24 protein-coding genes are annotated in these 26,221 nt (G+C 48.1%); 18 read left to right on the plus strand and 6 right to left on the minus strand.

Features of this window, described 5'->3' with window-relative positions; all coding sequences use genetic code 11:
• Positions 1-12: 12 nt before the first annotated feature.
• Both K6T22_RS15390 and K6T22_RS15395 read right to left on the minus strand, forming a co-directional pair.
• The gene (locus K6T22_RS15390) at positions 13-1,458 is read right to left on the minus strand and encodes an alanine/glycine:cation symporter family protein (protein ID WP_238238099.1); all 1,446 of its coding nucleotides are present in this window, start codon (positions 1,456-1,458) and stop codon (positions 13-15) included.
• Between the two features lie 182 nt (positions 1,459-1,640).
• Entirely contained in the window at positions 1,641-4,094 is a 2,454-nt protein-coding gene (locus K6T22_RS15395) for a CoA-disulfide reductase (protein WP_238238100.1), read from the minus strand.
• A gap of 200 nt (positions 4,095-4,294) precedes the next feature.
• Between K6T22_RS15395 and K6T22_RS15400 the strand changes: the two genes are divergently transcribed.
• The 9 genes from K6T22_RS15400 to K6T22_RS15440 all read left to right on the plus strand — a co-directional run bounded on the left by K6T22_RS15400 (position 4,295) and on the right by K6T22_RS15440 (position 13,132).
• Positions 4,295-4,822, plus strand: a complete 528-nt coding sequence (locus tag K6T22_RS15400) for a type III secretion system chaperone family protein (RefSeq protein ID WP_238238101.1) — start codon at positions 4,295-4,297, stop codon at positions 4,820-4,822.
• 155 nt (positions 4,823-4,977) lie between these two features.
• A complete protein-coding gene (locus K6T22_RS15405; protein ID WP_238238103.1) occupies positions 4,978-6,162 on the plus strand; it encodes a hypothetical protein in 1,185 nt (394 codons plus the stop codon).
• 27 nt (positions 6,163-6,189) lie between these two features.
• Entirely contained in the window at positions 6,190-7,101 is a 912-nt protein-coding gene (locus K6T22_RS15410) for an NAD-dependent epimerase/dehydratase family protein (protein ID WP_238238105.1), read from the plus strand.
• Complete coding sequence (locus K6T22_RS15415) at positions 7,083-7,937, plus strand: lysylphosphatidylglycerol synthase domain-containing protein (RefSeq protein WP_238238106.1); 855 nt, start codon at positions 7,083-7,085, stop codon at positions 7,935-7,937. Before K6T22_RS15410 ends, K6T22_RS15415 begins: the two co-directional genes overlap by 19 nt.
• On the plus strand, positions 7,934-9,370 hold the full coding sequence (locus K6T22_RS15420) for an alkaline phosphatase family protein (protein ID WP_238238107.1): 1,437 nt from the start codon (positions 7,934-7,936) through the stop codon (positions 9,368-9,370). The genes K6T22_RS15415 and K6T22_RS15420 overlap by 4 nt, the downstream gene beginning before the upstream one ends.
• Positions 9,367-10,095: a glycosyltransferase family 2 protein gene (locus K6T22_RS15425; protein WP_238238109.1), complete on the plus strand. Its 729-nt coding sequence runs from the start codon at positions 9,367-9,369 to the stop codon at positions 10,093-10,095. Before K6T22_RS15420 ends, K6T22_RS15425 begins: the two co-directional genes overlap by 4 nt.
• Positions 10,092-10,826 (plus strand): hypothetical protein, encoded by a 735-nt coding sequence (locus K6T22_RS15430; RefSeq protein WP_238238110.1) that lies wholly within the window; start codon positions 10,092-10,094, stop codon positions 10,824-10,826. The genes K6T22_RS15425 and K6T22_RS15430 overlap by 4 nt, the downstream gene beginning before the upstream one ends.
• 12 nt (positions 10,827-10,838) lie before the next feature.
• Entirely contained in the window at positions 10,839-11,756 is a 918-nt protein-coding gene (locus K6T22_RS15435) for an FTR1 family iron permease (protein WP_029342865.1), read from the plus strand.
• The gene (locus K6T22_RS15440) at positions 11,753-13,132 is read left to right on the plus strand and encodes a hypothetical protein (protein WP_238238111.1); all 1,380 of its coding nucleotides are present in this window, start codon (positions 11,753-11,755) and stop codon (positions 13,130-13,132) included. Before K6T22_RS15435 ends, K6T22_RS15440 begins: the two co-directional genes overlap by 4 nt.
• A gap of 71 nt (positions 13,133-13,203) precedes the next feature.
• On the opposite strand, the gene K6T22_RS15445 is transcribed toward K6T22_RS15440, so the two are convergent.
• Complete coding sequence (locus K6T22_RS15445) at positions 13,204-13,770, minus strand: GNAT family N-acetyltransferase (RefSeq protein WP_238238114.1); 567 nt, start codon at positions 13,768-13,770, stop codon at positions 13,204-13,206.
• Positions 13,771-13,872: 102 nt separating this feature from the next.
• Positions 13,873-14,490, minus strand: coding sequence for a YitT family protein (locus K6T22_RS15450; RefSeq protein WP_238238115.1), 618 nt, complete (start codon positions 14,488-14,490; stop codon positions 13,873-13,875).
• Positions 14,491-14,901: 411 nt separating this feature from the next.
• Between K6T22_RS15450 and K6T22_RS15455 the strand changes: the two genes are divergently transcribed.
• Complete coding sequence (locus K6T22_RS15455; protein ID WP_238238116.1) at positions 14,902-16,251, plus strand: FAD-dependent oxidoreductase; 1,350 nt, start codon at positions 14,902-14,904, stop codon at positions 16,249-16,251.
• Between the two features lie 59 nt (positions 16,252-16,310).
• Here the strand turns inward: K6T22_RS15455 and K6T22_RS15460 are convergent, their stop codons facing one another.
• Positions 16,311-16,772, minus strand: coding sequence for a VOC family protein (locus K6T22_RS15460; protein WP_238238117.1), 462 nt, complete (start codon positions 16,770-16,772; stop codon positions 16,311-16,313).
• A gap of 131 nt (positions 16,773-16,903) precedes the next feature.
• Here K6T22_RS15460 and K6T22_RS15465 point away from each other — a divergent pair, with 131 nt between their 5' ends.
• From K6T22_RS15465 to K6T22_RS15500, 8 genes are all read left to right on the plus strand, one after another.
• Positions 16,904-17,788: an SDR family oxidoreductase gene (locus tag K6T22_RS15465; protein ID WP_238238118.1), complete on the plus strand. Its 885-nt coding sequence runs from the start codon at positions 16,904-16,906 to the stop codon at positions 17,786-17,788.
• A 340-nt stretch (positions 17,789-18,128) separates the two neighbouring features.
• Entirely contained in the window at positions 18,129-18,680 is a 552-nt protein-coding gene (locus K6T22_RS15470; protein WP_238238119.1) for a maltose acetyltransferase domain-containing protein, read from the plus strand.
• 97 nt (positions 18,681-18,777) lie between these two features.
• On the plus strand, positions 18,778-19,665 hold the full coding sequence (locus tag K6T22_RS15475; RefSeq protein ID WP_238238120.1) for a hypothetical protein: 888 nt from the start codon (positions 18,778-18,780) through the stop codon (positions 19,663-19,665).
• A 19-nt stretch (positions 19,666-19,684) separates the two neighbouring features.
• The gene (locus K6T22_RS15480; RefSeq protein ID WP_238238121.1) at positions 19,685-20,368 is read left to right on the plus strand and encodes a response regulator transcription factor; all 684 of its coding nucleotides are present in this window, start codon (positions 19,685-19,687) and stop codon (positions 20,366-20,368) included.
• A complete protein-coding gene (locus K6T22_RS15485; protein WP_238238122.1) occupies positions 20,365-21,636 on the plus strand; it encodes a sensor histidine kinase in 1,272 nt (423 codons plus the stop codon). The genes K6T22_RS15480 and K6T22_RS15485 overlap by 4 nt, the downstream gene beginning before the upstream one ends.
• Positions 21,637-21,703: 67 nt before the next feature.
• Positions 21,704-22,783 carry a site-2 protease family protein gene (locus K6T22_RS15490; protein WP_238238123.1) on the plus strand — a complete coding sequence of 360 codons (1,080 nt, stop codon included), beginning with the start codon at positions 21,704-21,706 and terminating at the stop codon, positions 22,781-22,783.
• 150 nt (positions 22,784-22,933) lie between these two features.
• Positions 22,934-24,322, plus strand: a complete 1,389-nt coding sequence (locus K6T22_RS15495; RefSeq protein WP_238238125.1) for an MATE family efflux transporter — start codon at positions 22,934-22,936, stop codon at positions 24,320-24,322.
• Positions 24,323-24,430: 108 nt separating this feature from the next.
• A complete protein-coding gene (locus K6T22_RS15500; RefSeq protein ID WP_238238127.1) occupies positions 24,431-24,997 on the plus strand; it encodes a 3'-5' exonuclease in 567 nt (188 codons plus the stop codon).
• A gap of 51 nt (positions 24,998-25,048) precedes the next feature.
• Here the strand turns inward: K6T22_RS15500 and K6T22_RS15505 are convergent, their stop codons facing one another.
• Positions 25,049-26,164 (minus strand): NADH-dependent flavin oxidoreductase, encoded by a 1,116-nt coding sequence (locus tag K6T22_RS15505; protein WP_238238129.1) that lies wholly within the window; start codon positions 26,162-26,164, stop codon positions 25,049-25,051.
• Positions 26,165-26,221: the final 57 nt, after the last annotated feature.

Consider the following 26,221-nt stretch of genomic DNA (forward strand, 5'->3'; position numbering starts at 1 on the left):
GACTCCCTTTCCTTAGATCGCTTTTTCGTCTTTTTCTGATTCTTGCCATGCTTCAAGCGTATCTTTCCCTGGCAAGTTCGGAATCGAGTCCGCATAGAATCGTGGCTCTTTTCCAGCTTTTCGTTGCCCGACATAATCTTCGAGCGCAAGTTTCGCGATTTTCGAGAGACGGAAGATCGCATACAAGTTAACGATCGCCATCAGTCCCATGAAGATATCTGCTAACGCCCACACGAGATTCGCCGATTCAACGAGTGAACCGAAGACGATCATGACGAGAACGAGTACACGATATGCCAACAAAACTTGTTTATTTTCACGGATGAAGTTGATATTCGATTCACCGTAGTAGTAGTTTCCAACGACGGAACTAAAAGCAAAGAGGAAAATCGCGACGACCATGAATCCTGTCGCGAGTGATCCAACTTGTGATGCGAGAGCACCTTGTGCTAAGTCGATCCCGGCTACCGGTTGACCACTTGCATCTTTTGTTGCCACTCCACTGACGAGAACAATCATCGCTGTCGCCGAACAGACCATCAACGTATCAACGAAGACCGCAAACGATTGAATCAATCCTTGCTTGACCGGGTGAGAGACTTCCGCTGTTGCCGCTGCGTTCGGTGCTGAACCCATACCAGCTTCGTTCGAGAATAAACCGCGGCGAATACCGTTCAAGAGTGCTGCTCCTACCGCACCACCTGCTAGTGTCTTGAACTCGAACAGACCTTCTTGGAAGATCAATTTAAAAATACTTGGTAAGACTTCAAGATTCGTCGCCATGATATAGAGCGCGATTAGGATATAACCACCGGCCATGATCGGTACGAGGAACGACGCGACGGTTGCGATACTACGGACGCCACCAAAGATGACAAGTGCCGTCAGCACGACTAGTCCGACCGTAATCCATGTCTTATCAAAGCCATATTGATTTTGAAGTGAAAGCGAGATCGTATTCGATTGAACGGAATTGAAGACAAATCCGAATGAGATCGTAATCAAAATACTGAATAAGACCCCTAACCAACGTTGACCGAGTGCTTTCTCCATATAATAGGCAGGGCCCCCACGCCATGCCTTATCATCTCGCACCTTGTAGATCTGCGCGAGTGTACTTTCAACGAACGCCGATGCCGAGCCGATCAAGGCGATCAACCACATCCAGAAGACCGCTCCTGGTCCACCGAGTGCGATTGCTGTCGCGACGCCCGCGATATTACCAGTACCGACACGTGCTGCCGTACTGATTGCGAATGCTTGGAACGGTGACACGCCATCTTTCCCTTTATCCGTTCCTTGGAACAGTAAACGTAACATCTCCGGTATCATCCGAAATTGAACGAACCGCATCCGGAATGTAAAATAAATGCCTAATCCGACGAGTAAGATAATCAGTACGTTCGTCCATAACGTGTCACTGATTCTATTGACTACATCCATTACCTGCTTCTCCATCCGATTCCCTCCACTTCCACCACATAGTTTCTCTTTTTAGATGTAAACTTTTTTCACATGTGAATTATCATACGCAATTTTTTTTGAAAAATCAAACTCATCTATACTTCAAACCACAAAAAACGTGCTAAACCTCACATCGGATGTTAGGTTTAGCACGTTCACATAAATAATTTTTTAGATTAGATGAACAGATTCAAATTAGAGCCATCCGTTGCACCAAGGTAACTCGCGACACCACCATAATCAATATCATCGAGAAGTTCTTCCTTCTTAATACCCATGATGTCCATCGACATCGTGCAAGCGATCATTCGGACACCCGCTGCTTGCGCTTTTGCCATCATCGTCTCGAGCGCATCGACTTGTTTATCCTTCATGACTTTTTTCATCATCTTTTGACCGGCTCCTGCCATGTTCATGTTCGAGAGTGGTAACTCTCCCGCATGTTTCGGCATCATCATGCCCATCATTCGTTCGATGCCTGCTTTTTCGACTGCTGGTGCATCTGGTTTTCGAATGACGTTCAAACCCCAGAACGTAAAGAACATCGTCACTTGTTTCCCCATCGCCTGTGCACCTTGCGCGATGACGAAAGAGGCAAGTGCTTTATCGAGATCGCCACTGAAGACGACCATCGTCGCATCATCCGCCGGATTAACCTGAACAGGTGCTACAGCAGGTGTCTCCCCTTGTCCTTTTTCAAGCAAGACCTCGACAACTCCTTGATTCATTTCCGCTGAATGGACCGTGTGACCTAGTTTTTTCGCCCATGCTTGAACGTCTGGCAAGAAACCAGGATCAGACGCCTTGACGAAAATTTGCTCGCCGTCCGTCATCTGATCGATTTTTGTTTTCAGCTCTAAGATTGGACCAGGGCACTGTAAGCCGCACGTATCGAGCAGCGTCACTTGTTCCGGTGCAGTCTTCGTTTCTGGTTCACGTTTCGTTACCGTCACAGCTGTCTCCTCCTTCGCTTGGCTTCGTGCTTCTTGATCACGATGGACGACTGACCATGTTTTGTAGCCGCCGCTTAAGTTCTTCACTTCATAACCGTGTTGTTGCAACAGTTGACTCGCAACATATCCACGTAATCCGACTTGGCACGTCACATAAATCGTTTGATCCTTCGGCAGATCATCCAACTTCTCACGTAAAGTCGGTAACGAGATATTGACCGATCCAGGAATCGCGCCTAACTCGTTTTCTGAAGGTTCACGGACGTCAAGTAACAAACCACCGTTCGCAACGATCGCATCAATTTCATGCCAATGAACATTCGCACTGTCACCAAGAACGATGTTCGATGCGATATATCCTGCCATATTGACCGGATCTTTTGCTGAACTATACGGTGGTGCGTACGATAATTCGAGATCTGGTAAATCGAGAACCGTCAATCCACCTTTGATTGCTGTCGCGAGGACGTCGATTCGTTTTTCAACGCCTGTCATGCCGATTGCCTGTGCTCCGTAGATCGTTCCTTCAATTGGATCAAACAGTAACTTCATCGAAATCGGACTTGCCCCTGGGTAGTACCCCGCATGCGATCCCGGATGGAGGTGCACCGCTTCATAACGCAGACCGAGCTGACGCAACCGTTTCTCATTGTTACCTGTCGAAGCAACCGTCAAGTCGAAGACTTTTGCTACTGCTGTTCCGAGTGTGCCGTTGTACCGGACGTCACGTCCAGCAATGATATCGGCAACAAGACGACCTTGCCGGTTCGCCGGCCACGCGAGTGGCACATGCGTCGCTTCCTTCGTGATGAAGTCTTTGACTTCGATCGCGTCACCAATCGCAAAGATCGATGGATCGGATGTCCGCAGTTGATCGTCGACTTGAATCGTCTGTTTGATTCCGAGCGTTAGACCAGCATCTGCGGCTAACGTACTTTCTGGTGCGACACCAATCGACAGGATATTCATCTCTGTATCGATCACGCGTCCGCTTGTCAGGACGACACGACGACCAGCTTCTTCAAAACGAGCAACGCCATCTTCTAGAATCAACTCGACACCTTTCGCCCGAAGATGTTCATGAACGATCGCCGCCATTTCCGGGTCGATCGGAGCCATGACTTGATCCGCCATCTCGACGAGGGTGACGTGTGCTCCCCGTTCAGCGAGATTTTCTGCCATCTCGAGACCAATGAAACCACCACCGATGACAAGTGCTGTATCCGGACGAGTCGTATCAACGTATTCTCGCATCCGGTCCGTATCCGGGATGTTCCGTAACGTAAAGACGTTCGTTGCATCACTCAGTCCCGGAATGTTCGGACGAATCGGTTTCGCACCTGGAGAAAGAATTAGATGATCGTACGATTCATCGTATTCTTCACCTGTTTCGACATTGCGGATCGTGATTGTCTTCGCTTTACGGTTGATGCGAATCGCTTCCGACAAATTACGAACATCTAAATTAAACCGTGCATGCATGCCTTCTGGCGTTTGGACGAGTAATTTATTGCGATCTTTGATGACATCTCCGATATAGTAAGGCAGTCCACAGTTCGCGAACGAAATCTCTTTTCCCCGTTCAAGCAAAATGATTTCTGCCGTTTCGTCAATCCGACGCAATCGTGCTGCTGCCGTAGCGCCACCAGCGACGCCACCTACGATGATCGTTTTCATCTGATGATTCCTCCTTGAATTTCTATCTGCCACTTAATATACCCTGTTAGGTATGTCATTTCAAGTCAGTTGCTCGTAGATTCACAAACAAGACATATCTCTGCTCTTTTGTATTTTCTTCCTATCTTAACGGACATTAGTTGCAATTCCTTCTGAAATGCTTGAAACTGAATTTATAGTATATAAAGGGGGATTTTGCAATGGACCAGGAACGTAACTCGAACGAATCAAACGAGAATAATAAAGTGACACCGATTCACCAAGATCGTCAACCCGAAACAAACGAACAAGGAATTGCACCGCAACAGCAACAACACTTGGAAACTTTCCAAGCTTTCCTCGTTGAAAAAGGTATCCCGATGGAAGCTCGTGAAAATGAGACACACGTCTTCTTCATGACACAAGAAAAAACACCTGCTGGAGCAGAACCGATGATGATGATCGTCTTCAGTAAGACAACGACGGATGTCGAATTGTTCGCTCGTACCGTGACACACGTACCAGACGGTGTCGAGGATCTTCCGATTCTTAACGCAATCAACGATTTCAACCAAGAATTCAAATACTTCCGCGTCGTTCTCGACAGCGACCGTGATGTCACGATCGCATCGACAATCGACCTCGATCACGGATTTAACCCAGCTGCGATCTTCGGACATTCTGTCATGATGTTCCAAGCATCAGACGAAGTCTACACGTATTTGACAAAACTGTATGAACAGTTCTGATTTTTCCTTTCCGAACGGCTTTGGAGCCCTGCTCCAAAGCCGTTTTTTTCTTTAAAGTTCAATTGACAATGAGAATTATTCTCGCTATAGTTAGATTTGTGAAAACGACTACATGACGGAAACGTCTTATTAATTCTTCTGGGGGAATCACGATTATGAAAAAGCGTTTAAAAGTAGCTTCTATCTTCATGGTAGCCGGTATCTTGGCTGCCTGCGGTTCGAATGAAACGGATACGACTGCACCGAAAAAAGAGAAAACGGAACAGTCAACAGAAACAAAATCAGCAGATGCGGGGATCGCTGCAACGACACTGACAGATGAATTGACGATCTTCAGCTCAATCAAAACAGAACTCGATAAAGCAAAAGAAGGACAAGCAATTGATTGGAAGATGGTCAAGACAAGTTATGAATCGAAACTAAAAGGTGGCGTCGAGACGACAGCACCAGAAATCGAACAAGTTATCCAGTCTGCTTTAGCAGGCGTTGAAGCGAAGGATCTCGATGAGAACATCGCTCGTCAACTTGTCGATAAAGGTCTACAATCCTACTTCTATAAATTACAAAAAGCAACACAAGCAAAAGCTGAAGAAGCACTTGTCGCTGGTAAACCGGAAGCGGCAACGGAAGCACTCAAGGACATCGAAGCGATGGCAAAGACCGTCTTCATCCCAACAGCTGAGAAACGTGACGCGAGCTACGGCTTTAAAAATGAAGACGCAATCGCTCAAGCAATCACATCAGGTCTTGCAGCTCAACAAGAAGCAATCGACGCGAAAGAAATCGGTGACTTCAACGTTGCGAAACAAGTGACGGATAAATCGATTTACCGTTCCTTCTATTTAGCTGCACTCGGTTATGCTCAAAAAATCGAGGATGGCGTCAAAGCTGGTACGGACGAAAAAGAATTACAGATGGAACAAGCAGAAGGATACGGTTTCCTCCTCGCGATCGAAGAATCATTAGCAGGCGGAGACGAAGAGGCTGTCAAAACGTTAAAAGAACGTTATGATTTCTCAAAAACAAAACCGGCTGACGTCTCTTACAAAGAAATCGAAGGTCTATTCGCAAAAGCATTAACAGAAAAAGTCGACGGTTATCATGAAGAGGCACAAGAAGCGATCGAGAAGAAAGACGTCGATACAGCACGCGTAGAAGCAATGGAAGCGAACATGTTCGTCGTCGCGATGAAACCGACGCTTGAGAACCGTCTCGGTAAAGAAAAAGCAGCGCAAGTCGCAAAAGACGCAAACGAATGGTTCGCACTCGTCGAAAAAGGTGACGTCAAGGCTGAAACGACAGGCGAACGGATCACCGACGCACTCGAACCACTTAATTAAGAAGGAAAATGGAAACGGAGGGATAAGATGAATATCGGAATTACGGGAGGTGCCGGCTTCATTGGCGCCGCCCTCGCCCTCCGGCTTCAGCAACAGCATACCGTCCATGTTCTTGATGCTTTCACGGACTACTATGATGTTCAACTGAAAGAAGAACGAGCAGCTGCATTAAGGCGTGCCGGCGTTATCGTTACGACAGGTGACGTTCATCACGATCTCGACGCCTGGATGGAGACATCGTTCGACGCCGTCTTTCATCTCGCAGCTCTTCCAGGTGTTCCGCGTTCGCTCGAGGAACCGCATCACTATATTCGTGAGGACATCGATATGACGGTGACCTTGTTAGAAGCCGCAAAAAGACATGGCATGCCGCATGTCTTTTTCGCGTCTTCTTCTTCCGTTTACGGGGAACAGACTGGTCCGCTGAAAGAAGATCAGGCAACGGGACACGTCTCCAGCCCTTATGCGGCAGCCAAGTATAGTGCCGAAAGCTTTTGTCATGCTTATGCTCATTTATATGATGTAAACGTGACGCTGTTTCGCTTCTTTACGGTCTATGGTCCTTCGGGTCGTCCTGATATGGCGCTGTTTCGATTCATCGAACAGGCATTACGCGGAGAGGCACTCACCGTCTTCGGTGATCCGATCCGTGACTTCACGTATATCGATGACATCACCCGTGGAATGGAACAGGCGTTGCTGGCTCGTGCAGTAGGGACGTATAACCTCGGCGCGAATCAGCCGGTCTCCGTCCGCACTCTAGCTGAACGGATCGGTCAACGGTTTGATGTGCCCGTGCAGACTCAAACTGCACGACGCGGAGACGTGACGATGACATGGAGTGATACGACAGCGGCACGGGAAGCATTCGGTTACCAACCGTCAATCGAGATCGATGTTGGACTGGAGCAGGTGATCGCGTGGCATCAAAATCGCTGATCCGAACGCTTCTGTATCTGACGCTTACCGGGCTCGTCATCTTTTTGCTCCTTCGTTTTTTCCTGGAGTTACCGGTCTCGTATCGGTATATCGAAGCTCTGTTCAAGAGTCCCTGGACGATCCTTGCGACCTTGACATACGCGATCGCCTTTTATTTACGCGCGGTCGCCTGGCGTCGCGCCGACTCAAAACGTGCACCAACAGCTGTTTATCTATCAAGTCTGTATCTCGGACTGACGATCAATCACCTTTCACCGGTCAAACTCGGTGAGATGATCCGACTCGTGACGGCGAGAGCCGTCGGAAGTCCATGGAAACAGACAAGTGCCATCTTCGTCTTACAACGAAGTATTGACTTGATTGTTCTGTGTACCTTCATTCTGATCGGCTGGTTGTTTCATCCAATCGTCTTGCTCTTCGCTGTGCTTGCGAGCGGATTGTTGCTCGTGCTACGCCGACATGTCCTGCACCTCCCATCGCTCGTTCTGTTCGGAACACTCGCTTGGGGAATCGAGGCACTCGCCGTGTTCTTCCTCTTGCATGGAGCAGCTGTCGATGTTTCGTTTCCGACGACATTGATTGCGATGAGTGCCGGTGTCCTGTCTGGTGTGATTCAGTTCACGCCGGGTGGACTTGGTACGTACGAACTCGCGATGGGTACCGTGTTACGACAAGCCGGTGTTGCCCATGCGTACGATGTTGCCTTGATGACGCATTTCTTTAAATATGCCTTTGCTTTTCTTATCCCGCTGTACATTCTCATTCGGCATCCGGCTACGCTTCGGTTGTTGGTTCGTCAGCTCAAATACACTGATTGGAAAGGAGGAAGACGATGAAAAGTGCTTCTCGCTTTGAAAAAGTCGCAGCACGCGCCTGGAACTTACTCAATGAAGGAAAACCCTTCACACCCATTTTTACGATCGGCGTCTTCTTGACGTACGCCTTATGGACGCAGATGCCACTCGCAGAAGCTGGTCTTGGTTTCATCGTGACGCTTCCTTTATTTATCTTGCTTTGGCGTTATGACTTTCCGTTATTTTTACGAAATTACCTTTGGATCCCGGTTATCGTTTGGCTGTTCCTTCGCGGTACGAATGCTGATTATTTGCCTTTATTCGCCTATGGTGCGGGTCTCTATTTCTTCTTCACGATCTTTTTCTGGGGAACGATCTACTATCATCTCCGAATCGGAACACGCTGGACGAACTTCACGCGTTTTTGGAAACTCGTTCTAAAAAATAGTGATTCAACGAGCGGTAACGCACAAGAGCAGCTCCCGAAAGTTGCCCTATTGCTTATGTACTGGTGGACAGCAAGTGACGCTTCGTCGCTCGACATGACGTTCGTCTGGTTTCCGATTGGTCTATTCATCTTTGCTTGGATTTTGCATCATTATCTCTTTGACTGGAAACCGAAGTTGCCCGAGGCAATGACGGTCGATGCTGATCTTCCGACTTCAGAAAAAGTGTACGTCCTGATCGTCGACGGGATGCGCAAAGATCGCTACATGGCAGCAAACACACCGTTCCTCGAACGATTGCGTCAGGAAGGAACGGAATATACGAACATGGAAACCGTCTACCCTGCCCGGACCGTCGTCTGCTTCAGCTCGATGTTCACAGGTGCTCGACCGGAAGATCACGGTATTCATTCGAACATGGTTTGGAACACGACAGGCGTCAAAACAGACACTGTCTTCGATCGTCTTCGTGCCGTCGATAAATCCGGGAAGATTCTCGGTATCGCCCATCTCGTCGATGCGTTCGGTTCAACCGACGTACGGACCGTCACAGCAGTCATGCATAACGATGTTGCTGACCGAAATATCGTGGAACGTGCCAAACAAATCGTCCACGAAGAAGACCCTGATCTGCTCGCAATCCAGTTGATCGGAACGGACCAAACGGGACACAGTCGGGGAACACTCTATTCCGAGTATGTTCAAAAAATAGAAGAAGCAGATGCGCTCCTTGCTGAGTTTTGTGAAGAACTCGATCGTCTCGGTAAACTCGATGATGCAACACTCATCGTCATGGCGGATCATGGTCAAGCGGACGGAATCGGTGGACACGGTCACTTAGATGAGGGCGAACGATTCGTTCCCTTCTGGATGTATGGCAAGAATGTGCACGCCGGTCTAAAAGTCGATACGCACCGCCATATCTTGTCACTCGGACCAACGATCACAAAAGTACTAGGGGCAGACATCCCGCACGATAGCCGTGGCGTCTTGTTGACGGAAGCGTTCAAGGAGGCGACATCTAAATGAAGATCATCGTCTTTTTACCGGCACACAATGAAGAAGTGTCGCTACCGCTCGTCTTGAAACGAATTCCCGATATGATTGACGGTATACCAGTCGAGACCCTCGTCATCGACGACGGTTCGACGGATGCAACGAGTGCGATCGCACGCCAACACGGTGCACATGTCTATCGGTTCGAGCAGAATCAAGGTCTCGGCGCTGCTGTCCGCGAAGGACTCCGCCAATCGCACGAACTCGGAGCTGATGTTGCCGTCATGATCGATGCCGATAATGAGTACCCTGCTGATCAAATCCCGGATATCGTTCGACCAATCCTAAACGATCAAGCCGATTACGTGTTCGGTTCTCGTTTCCTCGGTACCGTTGACGGGATGCGACTCTATCGCTATATTGGCAATCATGTCTTCACATGGTTACAGTGTCTATTGCTGAAACGCAGAATTCATGACGGTCAAAGTGGGATGCGGGCGTTTTCACGCGCAGCGTGTCACCATGCTGAGATTATTCATGATTATAACTATGCACAAGTATTGACCCTCAATCTCGTTCGAAAAGGGTTCCGCCTTCACGAAGTCCCGATTCGTTATCGAGTCCGAGAAGCCGGAAAGTCCTTTATCCGTTTGAATTATGTCCAACGTGTTCTCCCGGCGATTTACCGGGAGTGGCGACGTCCTATCACTCAACTCAGCGTCGAAGAACGCACTGAACGAAAGGAGCATCTCGGATGAAACGCCTTCTTTTGCTACCGCTACTCTTGCTCTCCCTTTTCGTAGGTAGCCCTTCTGTCTCCGCTTATAGTTACGGAGACCCCGGAAAGGAAGCTTTTGCGGAAGCGTACAAACAATTTGAAGAACAGCTCGATGCTAAAGATTACGCGCTTGCGAAAGAAACACTTGCCGCCTATGATAAAGAGTTCAAACTGTATTTCCCTGAAGCGAAAGCGAAGATCGACACGGCTCTTGAACAAGAAGATGCCGAGGCTGCTAAACAAGCATACCGCGTCGCTCTTCGCCAAAATATCGAACGCCGCCTGCACTTTGCTGAAGAGCAGTTCGAAGATTTCGGGCAAGCGAAACTCTTACTCGCGAAAGCTCGTGGCACGTATGATGTGCTCGCACCATACGTCAAGGAAAGCAAGGATGCAAAGACATCCGATGATGTGTATACTGCATTTGATGAATCATTAAAGGCACTCGGAAATCCTGGACTGTTTGGTGTCGGGAAAAAAGCGAGTGATGAAGAATCCTTCAAGAAAAACATTACGATGATCGAAGATACATTAACACCGCTCTTCGTCCTGCCGGGTGAAGAAAAAACAGGCGTCTTTACGGAAGAGGACTCTTTCCTCGGTCAAACGTTCGGAACAGACGCGATCTGGAAGCTGATTGCGCTCGGACTTGTCGTCGTACTCATCGTCATCGTCGTCATCGGTCAATGGAAGAAGAAACGTCGCTCATAAGGAGGAAGACAGATGGATTTTCAAGCGTTTTTGATTACGCTTCGGGAGTGTCTCGAGGCTGTTCTGATCGTCGGTTTGATCTTAGGTTATCTCGATCGATTGAACGCCCCGCAATATAAGAAATGGGTCTATGCCGGTGTTGGACTAGCGCTTCTTGCCAGTCTCGGTGTCGCGTTCTTGTTCCAAGTCGTCTTCACGAGCTTTGCAAGCTTCGGAAGTGATACGTATCTTCGTCTCGGTATCATGATGGTCTCTGTCCTTCTCTTGACGCACATGGTGCTGTGGATGGGTAAGGAAGCGAAAGAGAATCAAAAAGCTTCCCAAGCGAAAGTCGCCGCTGCTGTCTCAACAGGTAGTGCGATTACGATGATCATCCACTCGTTTCTCGTCATCGTTCGAGAAGGAATCGAAACAGTCTTTTTCTTCGCTGCCATCTCAGGTGGGGAAATCGAGAAAGTCCTGACAAGTTACGGTGCGGTTTCCGGTCTCTTACTCGCGTTGATTTTCGGATACTTATTCGTCTCAGGATCAATGAAAATCCCAGTCAAACGCTTCTTCCAAGTGACCGGTGTACTGATCCTATTCATCGCTGCAGGCATGCTCGTCCAAACGATTGGACGATTCCAAGATCTTGGTTTGCTCGGTAGTCTCCTGATGAATGCTGACGGCACTCCAGCTGCTGTCTATAACATCGTCGGCTTCATGCCGGAGCATTACATCGATCAGGTACAATACCTGCGCGATACCGGCAATTCGACGTTGATCAGTGGACAAATCGGAACGTTCATGGGCGCGATGTTCGGATATAGTCATAATCCATCTCTTGAACAAGTCGTCGCTTGGTGGGGCTACTTCGCCTTTGCTGGTTGGATGTTACTCCGCCAAAACAAACCATCGAAGTCATCGAAGTCCTTACAGGAGGTTTCTTGACCGTTCGAAGCGATCGTTCACGTCCGCGTGGACGATCGCTTTTTTGGATCACCCTTCTGTTCATCGGTGGCTGGATCGGTTTACGGATTTTGTATGTCAGTCCGTTCATCGCGAGCTACGATATCGCGAACTTTACGCTAGCTGTGACCGATTATGATTTAGCAGATTTACGCCCGCACTTCCCGGGCTATCCATTCTTCATTTTATTGGCGAATCTTTTTCTTCCACTGACGACAGCTATCAAAGCGCTCGGTCTCGTTTCTACACTTGGACTAGCAAGTGCCCTGTTGCCACTCTACTCGCTCTTTCGTCGTCATGCCTATGATACGACTCGGTTGATTGCTGCCTTTACCGTTCTCTCTACTGCCTCACTCGTTACGTTCGCTGCGACAGGGATGTCGGATGGACTCGCCCTTGGATTACTCGTCTGGTACGGCTGGAGCATCGAACGCGCACGGCATAAGATTCGCCGCTGGCTCCCGTATCTCTTATTCGGTTTACTGATGGCGACGCGCTTGTCCTATGCGCCGTTTGGTTTCATGCTCCTCGTCCTACTGTGGCAAGTGCGAAAGGATTATTGGCAACTCTTATCCGAGTGTGCGCTGCTTCTACTTGCACAACTCGCTTGGTTGCTCCCGGTCGCCTTCTCCGTTGGCGGTCCTTACTCGTTTCTTCAGCTCTCGCTTCGCTTCGTCAGTGGTCATTTTTCCGACTGGGGTGGTTCTGCTCAGACTGATGACGCCTCGTTTTTCCAACGATTCGTCAAGACGCTTCAGCAACTCGTCTGGCATGGCATCGGCTATGGCACGTGGATTGGGTTGGTGTCCGGGATGATGCTGTTCTTACGCAAACGTTGGACGATCGATCTCGCTTGGGGGACGACGGCTGGACTCTATTTCATCTGGGTTTGGCTCGGACAAAATATTGATAAGCCCCGTCATGTCTTACCGCTCGTGCTCCTGTTTCTCGTCTGGTCGATCCGTCAGCTTCCGTTACGAATGTACCTGCCGTTTTTAGTCGTTCAGTTAACAATCGGTAGTTTAGCGTTGAACGAACAAGCAACGCGTCCGCCAGCAACGATTGAACTAGCGCGTTACGTGACGACCCTTTCACCAGGAGCAACCGTCTTCACGGATGAGGAAGCTCGCCAATTCGAGTCTGAACGACCAAATGCTTCAATCGTTCCGATCGGTTCCGTCAGTAAATGGAATGCAGAACCAAAATCCGACCAGAGTTACGTAACTGGTCGATTACTCGAGCGTCTTTATGCTCAAGGTGTTCGACCTAAAGTCAAACAGGTCGTCCGCTTTACGAGTGATTCCCGATACGAACCGGAAGATGCAAAAGCGAGGCTATATCAGTTAATAGCACCTTGATTGCATCACTATATACAAACGAAAAACCATGTCGACTCCCGAATGACTCCGGGGAAATCGACATGGTTCTTTTATTTCTGAGTATCATAACGACGTTCCATATAATCAAAGGTGCCACCGCTGATTTCGATTGTTCTTACCGGTTCGAAGCCGAGACGGCGATACAGTCGCTGCGCTCCTCCGTTCGTTTGATCAGCGTTTAAGGTGAATGCTTGTAGTCCTCGTTTTTCTCCTTCTTCCGCTGCTGCCTGCAACAATTCCGTTCCAATTCCTTTACCACCATGACGCGCGTCAACAGATAGTGTATCCAAGTAATAGACCGGTCCCTCCGTCTCGACGTCGATCTGGACATCTTGCCCCGTCCACAGTTTCAATTGTTCTTTAATTGGTTCGTCGAGTTGTTTCGCTTCTGTCCCAGCATACGCAATCACGATGCCCGCTACTTCACCCTCGATGATTTTCACGAGGATATTTTCATGACTGAGTCGGTTTCCGGTTTGGGAAACGAAATAGGCGAGTCTTTCTAGAACCTCTTCTTTTTCCGTCGTCCCCGTCAGCGTCTCAGCGATTTCATGAATCGCTTGTTCAATTAAGGGAGCAATCTGTTTTGCTTCTGAAGCATCTGCTTGTCGAATCATATCGTTATTCTCCTTTGAACTTATTTTCTAATCAATGAACCTGAAAAATCGGACTCGACAATGTCGAATCCGATACTTAATTTTTTTAGACTTCCATTTGTTTTACTGCGTGACTTTTTGCGCGACAGGTACCGGTACGATAACAGGTTCCCGTGTCATGACAGCAACGACACGACCGGCAATCGCTACGGCCAGTAACGTGTATAACGTCAAGCTAAGTGGCAGATAAACAAGTGAAATGACTAACACGATGGCGTCGAGTCCGAACAAAATCGTCCCGATCGATAGACCTGTCAGTTTACTGAGTCCCATCGACAGTAGATCGTCTCCACCTGTCGCTGCTCCACTTTTCAAAACAAGTCCGAGACCATATCCGGTCACGATTCCGCTAGCGATTGCTGCGATGAGTGTCGCTGGCCAAGCTTGTTCTGGAAAGTGGAACAAATCGAGTCGATGCCACATCTCGTAAAAGAGTGATAACGCACCTGCTGAAAGTAACGCTTCACTGACGAAGCGCTTGCCTTTGAAGTACAAGGCACCAATGAAGAATGGAATATCAAGCACAATCATCGAGATTGAAGGATTGATATCAAAAAAGTATCGACCGAGCAGCGATAATCCAATAAAGCCGCCTTCTGCTAATCCGAACTGTTCATTCAATGTGTAGTAACCGAACGCCATAATCAGCGTTCCGGTTAAGATGGTTGCGATTCGTTTCATGTTTTATTGTCCTCTCCCGTTTACATCGTGGGAGAGGTTTTATACGTCCCGTTTGGGTATTCATCTATTTTCGCTCTCCCTGATTTTTATAAGCCATTACCGTCTTGTTCGTTTTGACCGGTACTGCTAAAAATCAGGTAAGCTAAATAGATGATTGGTCCTCTCGGTATCCATCGGTTTCCACCCCTTCATTAAAAATCTATTTTCATTATAACCCGAATTTCAGTAACTAAAACAGTTTTACGCATTCTTCACATAATCCAAACAGTTTTGCTCACTCATTCACAATTTAGACAAGGTTATGCTCAACATTGAACAAACTACTTGAAAACAACCTTGTGAAGGATTACACTAAGTATATCAAATGAATGTGATATTTATCACAAACAAAACACAAAGGAGACTTTACCCATGAAAGTAGCAGTCATCGGATGTACACACGCAGGAACAGCAGCAGTCAAAGAACTCGCTTCACAACAAGATGTCGAGATCACCGTTTATGAGCGGAATGACAATGTATCGTTTCTCTCTTGTGGGATCGCACTTCACGTCGGTGGTGTCGTCAAACATGCGGAATCGCTATTCTACTCGTCACCAAGTGAACTTGCTGAACTCGGAGCAGAGATGCGCCTAAAACATGATGTACTTGAAATCGATAGTGAACGTCAAACGATCGTTGCGAAAAACCTCATGACTGGTGAAGTCGTTCACGATACGTACGATAAACTCATCATGACAACAGGATCATGGCCAATCATTCCGATGCTTCCTGGCATTGAGTTGAATCAGATCGAGCTCTGTAAAAACTATCATCACGCCCAAACGATCATTGAAAAAGCGACAGATGCAGAGCGCATCACAGTCGTTGGTGCAGGCTATATCGGTGCTGAACTGGTTGAAGCGTTTGAAGCATACGGAAAAGACGTCACGTTCATCGATAGCGCGGATCGCATTCTCAACAAATACCTCGACCGCTCGTTCACTGACGTCATTGAACAGGAATTAACAGATCGCGGCATTCGTCTCGAACTCGGACAAACCGTCCAAAGCTTCAAAGGAGAAAACGGTGCTGTCACACACGTCGTCACGGACAAAGGAACGTTCGAAACAGACCTCGTCATTCTTTGTGTCGGTTTCCGTCCAAGTACGGAACTCCTAAAAGGACAGGTCGATATGCTACCGAACGGCGCGATCATCGTTGACGATTATATGCGGACGAGCAACCCGAACATCTTTGCTGCTGGTGACAGCTGTGCCGTCTATTACAACCCAGCTCGGACACATGCCTATATTCCACTTGCAACAAATGCTGTCCGGATGGGTACGCTCATCGGAAAAAACTTACGCGCACCTAAAATTCGTTACCAAGGAACACAAGGCACATCCGGTCTTCGCTTATATGACTTAAACATCGCGTCGACTGGTTTGACAGAAGAAGCAGCACCATTGTTCGGACTTGAAGTGAGCAGCACGACAGTTACGGATGCGTATCGCCCAGAGTTCATGCCAACAGCAGAAGACGTCCAATTAAAACTCGTCTTTGAGACAGCAACACATCGTGTCGTCGGTGCACAAATCATCTCTAAAGTCGATTTGACACAGGCGATGAATACACTGTCTGTCGCGATTCAAAATGACATGACACTTGAAGAACTCGCTTTCGTCGATTTCTTCTTCCAACCGCACTACAACAAACCGTGGAACTTGCTGAACCAAGCAGCTCTGCAAGCAATGAACGAACGCCAATCAGCTCGCGTCTAAATGCATCAGATCACGAAAACAAGCAACGGGACCCGTTGCTTGTTTTCATATATTCTCGTTCATTTTTCGTATACTTCTTGCCAGTCATGGTACGGCATCGTGCCATTCACTATTTCCATGTCAAACCGTAACGGTGCAATCAACTCGAGCGAATTGCCATCCGGATCCTCAAAGTAGATCGCCGCGTGTGCATGTGGATGATTATCGAGAACGAGCGGTTGATCGGCGGCCGCTACACCAAACGCAGATCGAACTTCAATCCCTCTCTCCTCCAACCAATCCTGTGCCTTTTTGATGTCGTCTTGCTCCATTCGAAACGCAATATGTCGAATCGACGGATGATACGGTAACTCGACTTGACCAGCTTTCCATAAACCTAACCAACTCTTACCGTGCTCAATCCAAAAGAAAGCGACACGTTCATTTTGGAAAGCACATGCAAGACCCAATTTTTCATAAAAGACAATCGATCGTTCGAGTTCTTTGACCGGTAAATGAGCTTCATACAATCCAGCAATCATCTTCTTCACACTCCTCTTTTTCTAGTGTAAACCATCAATTTCCAAATTTACTACCATCAGAAACGTTTAATCCGACTTGTTGAGGGAACATACACCCTATACCAAAACCAACTTTCAGGAGGAATGTTTACATGGCTGCATCGAAAAATCCGTTAACACAATACTTCAATGACGATTTCCCAAAACAATATCAGGACGCACCAGCGGTTCAAGCAAAAATGGAACCTGTTCCCGATTGTGGAGAAGAGAGTTATAAAGGCTCAGGCAAATTGATTGGTAAAAAAGCACTGATTACGGGTGGCGACTCCGGCATCGGCCGAGCAGCAGCGATCGCCTATGCTCGTGAAGGGGCTGACATCGTCCTCAACTACTTACCGGAAGAACAACAGGATGCAGAAGAAGTCAAAGCACTCGTTGAAGCAGCGGGACAAAAAGCATATCTTTTACCTGGTGACCTAAGTGATGAAGCGTTCTGTCAGCAACTCGTCAAAGAAGCGCACGAATCACTCGGTGGAATCGATATTTTGGCACTTGTCGCTGGTAAACAACAAGCTGTCGAAGACATTCTCGATCTGTCGACGGAACAATTGCGCAAAACATATGAAATCAATGTCTTCTCCCTCTTCTGGGTCGTTAAAGCAGCCTTGCCACTCTTGAAGGAAGGAGCTTCGATCATCACGACGACATCCGTCCAAGGATACAACCCAAGTGCGAACCTCTTGGATTATGCGTCGACGAAGTTCGCCATCAACGGGTTTACGCGTGGACTCGCTAAGCAAGTCGCGCCAAAAGGAATCCGTGTCAACTCCGTCGCACCTGGTCCGATTTGGACACCACTTCAAATCTCGGGCGGTCAGCCAAGCGAGAATATTCCAGAGTTCGGACAGGAAACACCACTGAAACGTAGTGGTCAACCGGTCGAATTATCAGATGTCTATGTCTTCCTCGCTTCAGACGCTGCGAGCTATGTCACAGCCCAAATTTACGGTGTCACTGGCGGTATCGAATTAGCATAAGGATCAAATATTGACGGGGATGACTCAAAAGTCCGTCTCTACTAAGATCAGGGTGGCAGAATGATCATCTGCCACCCTGATTTCGTAAAAAAGAAGTACTCGTTATACGCCACTCCTACAGGAAAAAGCGCATTTTTGCGCTGTCAGAGACAAACAAGACCCGATTTTCTGCTTGAAAGAAGCAGGAAAACTGGCTTGTGTCTCGCCTGAGGAAAGGGCGTGAGAAGAGTACTTCTTTTTTTGAGTTTGTCCCGTTTATGTACATCTTAACGGGATATCAGTTGCATCACGGAGGACCATTTAGTCTAATGAAAGTAATAATGATGAAGGAGTGAATCAGATGACTGAAAAAGAAAAGATGATTCAAGGAGAACTCTACTTAGCACAAGATCCAGAACTCGTGGCTGACCGCATCCGGGCACAATCGCTCTGCCATGAGTTCAATCAATTGAGCGTCCATGATGGTGCTAAACGAAAGGCACTTCTCAAGCAGTTGTTCCAGACGGAGCAAGCTGACTTTTACATCGAACCAACCTTTAAATGTGACTATGGCTATAACATCACGTTAGGTACTCGTTTTTATGCTAATTATGACTGTGTCTTCCTCGATATTTGTCCGATTACGATTGGCGACAACTGCATGCTCGCTCCAGGGGTACATATTTATACTGCGACTCACCCACTCGATCCTGTCGAGCGCAACAGTGGTTATGAATTCGGAAAACCAGTCGTCATCGGCAATAACGTCTGGATTGGCGGACGTGCCGTCATCAATCCTGGTGTTACAATCGGAGATAATGCTGTCATTGCTTCAGGCAGTGTCGTCGTCAAAGATGTACCAGCAAACAGTGTCGTCGGTGGAAATCCAGCACGAGTCATCAAAACAATCTAATTCTCATCAAATTCTAATCTATTCCTCAGCTTCCTTTCACGTAGTCTGGTTATTCTATGTATAAGAACAACAGCCACTACTAAAGGAGGAAAACATCATGACTGAAAAACGAACAGATAAAGGGAATAAACGCTTTAAAAAAGGAATTGCAACACTTGCCGTAACGGGTACGGTCTTAACAGGAGCCGGTGCATTCCTACTCTTCACAGGTCCAGGACACTCTCTCGTCAACTCAACGGTCACCACTTCACAGCAGGCGGAGCAGAAAGTCGAAGCCGCTTCGCGCCAAGTCGAGCAAAAGCTCCCAGCTTCAATGCGTGACGATCAGGAAATCGAAGGCACATTGCAGAAACTATCGGATCGCTCGATGACGATCGATGTCAACGGTGACACTCAGACGTATGACTTTGCTTCATCAGTAGAACGCGAAGCCGTGCAAGAAGGCGATTGGGTCAAAATCGATCTGAATGCGAATCAGCAAATTACGGAACTTGAACGAGAAGATCAAGATGATCGTAATGACCGAGATGACGATGGCAATCGCTCAGATGATTCATCAGACGATGCGAGCGAACGCTATGGTGTTCTTCGTGCCCTCTCTCAAAGTGAATTGACACTTGAACAAGATGGACAGGAAACAGTTTACGCGATTGCTGATCGTGCGGAACGTGATGCTGCTAAATCTGGAGATATCGTGAAAATTGAATTGAATGGTGACGGTCAAGTCCGTGAAATCGACCGGGAGGATAATGACGATCAGGATCGTGATGATGCACGCGACGAAGACCGTGATGATACACGGGAGCAAGAAGTCCGAGGTACGCTCGCTAAGATTACAAGCCAAGAGATCGTCATCGAACAAAATGGTGCGCAAAAGTCATACTCTCGTGCATCGAACATGGAACAAGATGATGACATCCGAGTCGGCGGTTCCGTTAAACTAGAGTTGAACGCGTCAGACGAAGTGACAGAAATCGATGAATGATCATTAAAGGAGGATGTTTATGCCAACCACCATCTTAATCGTTGAGGACGATGTGAAAATCGCACGCCTCCTTGAACTCGAACTCCAATATGCCGGGTACGCGACACGTGTCGCTCCCAACGGAAAAGATGGTCTCGCTGCCGCTGAGCATTCGGTTGATCTCGTCTTACTCGACGTGATGATGCCGGAGCTTAGCGGCTTCGAGGTGTTGCGCAGGCTCCGTGGAAAAGGCATTCACGTCCCCGTCATTATGCTAACAGCACGTGGGGAAGTCTACGATAAGGTCGCGGGACTCGATCTCGGTGCGAATGATTACGTGACGAAACCGTTCGAAATGGAAGAACTACTTGCTCGAATCCGTGCGTTACTACGCACTCCGACTTCAACTGCAAACTCATCGCGCACGTTACAGTTCGCCGATCTTGTAATCGATCTTGATCGACATGAAGCATTTCGAAACGAACTGCGACTCGATTTGACACCACGTGAGTTCGAACTCCTGACGTATTTACTCGAAAACAAAGAACATGTCCTGACACGCGAACAAATCTTAAACCGCGTCTGGGGGTACGATTATTTTGGCGAAACAAATATCGTCGACGTCTACATCCGGTATCTTCGAAAAAAAGTCGATGCCCATCCTCCTGCTCTAATCCAGACCGTTCGGGGTGTTGGTTATGTGCTACGGGAGGCGAACCCATGAAGCTTCGAACAAAACTCGCCTTATCCGTCACCGCTTTTACGACACTGTTATTAGTACTCTCCTTTGTCGTTGTCACCCTTGTCGTGCGTAATCATCTGATTGAATCCCGTTATACTCAGCTTGAACAGGCAGAGGAATTAATGGAGGATGATTCATCAGTCCGGGCATTGCTGACGCTTCATGAGGATTCCGTCGTCTTATCGAATGAAGATGGACGCTGGGTCATTTCAAATGACGAAGATGACGATGACTCGTCTAGCATCAATGGGGATGTCCGTGCAAGTGATCTCCCCGGTATCCCGCGTTCGAATGAACCATTCAAGTCCGGCGATTGGTTCGGGATCGTTTATCAGGACCAAGCTTATTTGTTCGAAGATGAGGGCGTCGATGATACGGTCTCGACACTCATCTTAACCTTCACCATCGTGTTAATCGTTGGAATCCTTATTGCTTTCATCAGCAGCTTCTGGATTGCTTATCAGACGCTCCGCCCGCTCAGGCAACTGAATGATACGATGCAACGGATTTCGTCTTCCGGTACGCTTGAGACCGTGCAGACCGAACGCGATGATGAGATCGGTCGCCTCGGACGTGTCTTTAATCAGATGATTGGACGTGTCGATCAGACGATGGAACAGCAACGCCAATTCGTCGCCGATGTCTCACATGAGATGAAGACACCGCTAACCGTCATTGAAGGATATGCTCAATTGTTGAAGCGATGGGGCAAAACGAAGCCGGATGTCCTTGATGAATCGATTGAAAATATCTTACAGGAGACACACGCGATGCGAACGACCTTGATCGAGCCCATGCTCGAACTGTCTCGTCTCGGTTATGAAGAGACATCTGTTGAAGTGATTGACTTAGCCGAGCTTGGGAGCGAACTTGCTGATCGCATGTATCACGCGACAGGGACGATCATTCCTGTTGATGCCTCTGGAACGATCCGAGCAAATCGCGAGGCCGTGTTACGTATTTTGACGATTTATATCGATAACGCTCTGAAATATGCGACTTCTCCAGAATTGCATCTGCGTAAGGAACGACTGGCTGTTCTCGACCGCGGGACGTCTCTAACGGACGAAGAACGCGCCCGGTTATTCGATCGGTTTTACCGACTCGACGCAGCACGCGACCGTTCAGGAAGTGGACTCGGATTGTCGATTGCTGCTGCGCTAGCGACGACCCACCATTTTCAAGTTGGCAGTGAAGCGCGTCGATCGGATGGAAGCTGTTTCTACCTCATTCCAGAACAGTCCAAATGAAACTTTTTCTTCATCTATGTCGTACACTTAAGGAAGAACGTCACATGATGAAAGAAGGAAATTCACGATGGCTAAAAAACGTTGGGGTGGACTTGCTGTTGCAGGCGCCTTTCTCTTAACGAAAGGAAAGGTCATCCTTGCCTTATTGAAGTTTTCAAAGTTTGGAGGTACTCTGATTTCGTTTGGAGTGTCTCTGCTCTTTTACGCTCAAGTATTCGGTGTCTGGTTTGGCGTCGGTTTACTTTATCTCTTGTTCATTCACGAGATGGGACATCTACTTGCAGCTAAACGACTCGGTTTTAAAACGGGACCAGCAATCTTCGTTCCCTTCATGGGAGCTGTGATCGGGATCAAAGATACGTTCCGGACGCCAAAACAAGAAGCGATTCTCGCATACGGTGGACCACTTGCTGGTCTCGTGTCCTTAATTCCACTTGCAATCGGATACGCTGTGACAGGAAATGACTTCTGGCTCGTCATCTTCCATCTCGGAGCCTTGTTGAATCTCTTCAACCTACTCCCAGTCAGTCCACTTGACGGTGGACGGATCCTTGCCGGTTTACCGATCATCGTCTGGGTCGCCGGTCTTGCTGCCCTGATTGCTTACGGCATCACGAACTTCAGCCTGATTCTACTCTTGATCGCTTTCTTCGGCGGTAGCGCTGTCTGGAAACGGTATAAGTTCGCGAAACAATATGAAGAGAACCGCTCGACCTTGATGTTATACCGTGCTGCACGCGAACGCGTCTTACACGCAAAGGCGGAGCAAGAACGTGCAAACGCTGAAGTCGCACTTGCTCCGGAACTCGAAGGTGAGGAAGAACAACCCATCGAGAGTACGTACGATCCAATCGCTTGGTCACTTCGTCTCGATTTACAAGATCTCCGACAAGCGAGTCCAGAAGAAGCGCGTCATGAAGCGGATGATCTGTTACGGTATCAATATGACGCCGCAAACGATTACGATGCGTTGTTGCGACGAATCGACCAACGAATCGAACCACTCCGTCTCGCTGAAGAGTCCGTCCAGTATCACCAGATGCCGAAAAAACAACAAACGATCACGCTACTCGCCTACTTGGCGCTTGGCGCGATTTTATTCATTGCTTTTGAGTACTCGAAGGGGTACTTGCCTACACCATCTTAAAACGAGTTCCATCGGATGCGCTCCTTTGCGCATCCTTTTTTTATGGAACGAACACATTGATTAGAGTGATTTCTTGCATCTCGTCATAGAAGCGACTACTCTGAGTAAAACCCTACTTACCACTTGTCTAAAAAAGGAGGCTCTCCTTCCATGAATAAAAACACTGCCCGTTTGGGTGAAGCACCTGTCAATCAGCTCTTACTTAGTCTCTCCTTACCGGCGATGGTCGGGATGCTCGTCACGGCACTTTACAATATCATTGATACGATTTTCGTCGCCCAAGGAATCGGTACGGCCGCGGTTGCTGCTGTCGGGATCGCGTTCCCCGTTCAACTCGTCCTGATGGCAATCGCAAACTCAATCGGGATCGGTGGCGCTGCCATCGCGTCGCAACGGCTCGGTCAAAAACAGACGGATGGTGCCAGTCGTGCCTATGCCAACGTCTTGATGGCTGTCTTCTTCATCAGCATGCTCGCCATCATCAGTGCTTTCATCTTCGTCGAACCACTGCTACGTCTCTTTGGTGCGACGGATGAAATCATGCCGTATAGTATCGATTTCTTACGCGTCCTGCTACTCGGATCTCCCTTCTTCATGTTGACGATGGCGTCGAGTGCGATGTTACGGGCAGAAGGGCGAGCGAACTATCAGATGCGCGTCATGCTAACGACAGTTGCGATCAACATCGTCCTGACACCACTATTCATCTTTGGTCTCGATTGGGGCATTCAAGGAGCCGCGCTCGGGACGGTCATCGCGCAAATCGTCGGTGCTCTGCTCGTTTTCCGCTTCTTCTTTACGAAACGTCGACAAACGGGATTAACACTCGATCGAAATGCCTTCAAACCCGATTTTCGATTAACGTTTCGGATGATGCAAATCGGATCATCCTCATTCATCATGCAAGTATCGCAATCCGTTCTATTCATCACCGTCAACCATATGCTCGTTCGGTACGGCGGTACGACAGAACTCGCGACGTTTGCGGTCATCAATAAGTTCATGGCGCTCGTCGGTATGCCAATCATGGGGATCGTGCAAGGGATGCAGCCAATCGTCGGGTACAATTTTGGTTCTCGACAATTCAGCCGGATGTCGCTTGCTATCAAACTGGCGATCCGCTATGGCTTAACGTTATCGATCAGCTTATGGTTACTCATTCAGCTCTTCCCTCGTTTTTGGGTCGGCTTGTTCACGGAAGAAGCGACACTTCTACAGGAAGGCTCAAGCGCGATGCGAATCTTATTCGCTTTATCATTCGTCTACGGGATTCAAATGATCATCAATGGGATGTACCAATCGCTTGCGAAAGCAAAAGTCGCTTTATTCCTGTCCTTGTCGCGTCAAACGCTCTATACGATTCCACTCGTCTTGATCTTGCCAGTATTTTTCGGTGTCAATGGTGTCTGGTTCGCCTTCCCGATTGCTGACGCTATGGCTGTCTTGACGGCACTCGTCTTTGCCTATAAAGATCGGATTCTTTTATTCAAACCGGAAGAGTACGTCGAAGAGGAACAAAAGGTCGCAAAAGCAAAATGAACGTGATTCACTTGAGGTCGTCTGCCCTGCAGATGATCTTTTTTGATAGACTTCTAGAATACGAACATGTATTCTGTTACTAGTGAATGACAGGAAGGAGCCTGCTTGATGTATACATTAGCGATTGACTTCGAAACGGCAAACCGCAACAGCCGGAGCATTTGTGCGTTTGGTTGGTCCGTCCTCTCGAACGGTCGAGTCATAGAGAGTAAACAGGTTTTGATTAACCCGGAAGAAAACTTCGATGCTGGAAACATTCGTGTCCACGGGATTCGTCCGAGCGATGTCTTCGATGCACCGACGTTACCGGAAGCGATGGAAGCACATGGTTTATATGAATTGATTGCAGGTGCTCAGCTCGTCGTTGCCCACAATGCCTCATTTGATATGGGAGCGCTCCAAAAAGCGATTCAAAAATACGATATGTACCAGATGCCCGCTTTTACGTATGGCTGCACGGTCAAATTATCCCGTAAACTGTATCCGTGGTTACCGAATCATCGATTGAATACGATGGCAGAATTCCTCAATGTTTCTTTTCAACACCACGATGCAAAAGAGGATGCTTATGTCTGCGCCTTACTCTTAAACGATATGTTGGAACGAACGAATCTACAGGATCCGGTCACTTTGCATACGTTTTGTGGCGTTCGCATGGGACAGGTGGCTTACTAAACCAAAAACACTCCAGACAATTAAGTCCGGAGTGTTTCTCATGACAGTCTATTATTTACTTGTTTGTTTAATTGGGAACCAGCCTGGACGACTTGTGATGCCTTTCCATAAAGCATCCGGAACGACAAGTTCGGCTTGTGCTTCTGGATCAAGTTCTGTCCGGATTGACGCAAGGTCACCCGCTTCGACTTTTTCAACCCACTTCGGTTCCATGATGAGTTCACGACCGAGAGCGATCATCGGCACGACAGTCAAGCCTTGTTCGACTTCGTCCGCTGTGTGAAGCGAACCGACACCAATGACAGGTACTTGTTCGCCAACACGCTCTTGAACGAGTGTAATTGGTGAAGTTTTTTCGTTTTCATCACGAATCGAACCTGCGAAGAAGTCCATTACTGAAACGTGCAAGTAATCGAGGTCTTTTTTCGCTAATTCATCGACGAGACGCATCGTATCATCGAGTGTGATTCCTGGATTTTCGATCTCTTCTGGAGAGAATCGGTATCCGACGATGAACGAAGGATCTTGTTTTGCGACGGCTTCGACTGCATCGACAACAGCTAGTGGGAACGCAAGACGTTTCTCTAAGCTACCGCCCCATTTATCTTCACGACGGTTTGAGTGTGGAGAGAAGAACTGTTGAATCAAGTACGTGTTTGCACCATGAATCTCAACACCATCAAATCCAGCTTCCATCGCACGACGTGTTGCTTGACCGAATGCTTCGATGATCGCTTCGACTTCCTCAGCTTCTAGCGCACGTGGCGTCATTGCCCCCTCACGTACTGGTGCGACAGCACTAGCACTGACCGTTTGTCCACCAACGAGTTCCGGTGGTGCCATACGACCAGCATGGAAGATTTGCAAGATTGCTTTTGCGCCTTTGTCTTGAATCGTTTTTGCAAGTCGCTTCAGACTTGGAACGAGATCGTCACGGTGCGCGCCGAATTCATTCGGGAATCCTTGACCGTCTGCTGTAACATTCGCACATGCTGTAATGACTGCACTGACGCCACCTGAACGTTCTGCGTAATACGCGAGTTCAGCATCGGATACTTCGCCGTTTTCTTGCGCTGCATAGTTCGTCATCGGTGCCATTAAGACGCGGTTTTTCAGCGTCACACCGTTTGGTAATGTAAATGGTTCAAACATTGCTTGAGTTGCCATGAGTGAAGTGCCTCCTCTAATTTCTTGAATTGAATATCGACAGTATACGCTCGTCTT

The organism is Exiguobacterium acetylicum (assembly GCF_022170825.1).
In the GTDB taxonomy this organism is placed as follows: domain Bacteria; phylum Bacillota; class Bacilli; order Exiguobacteriales; family Exiguobacteriaceae; genus Exiguobacterium_A; species Exiguobacterium_A acetylicum_B.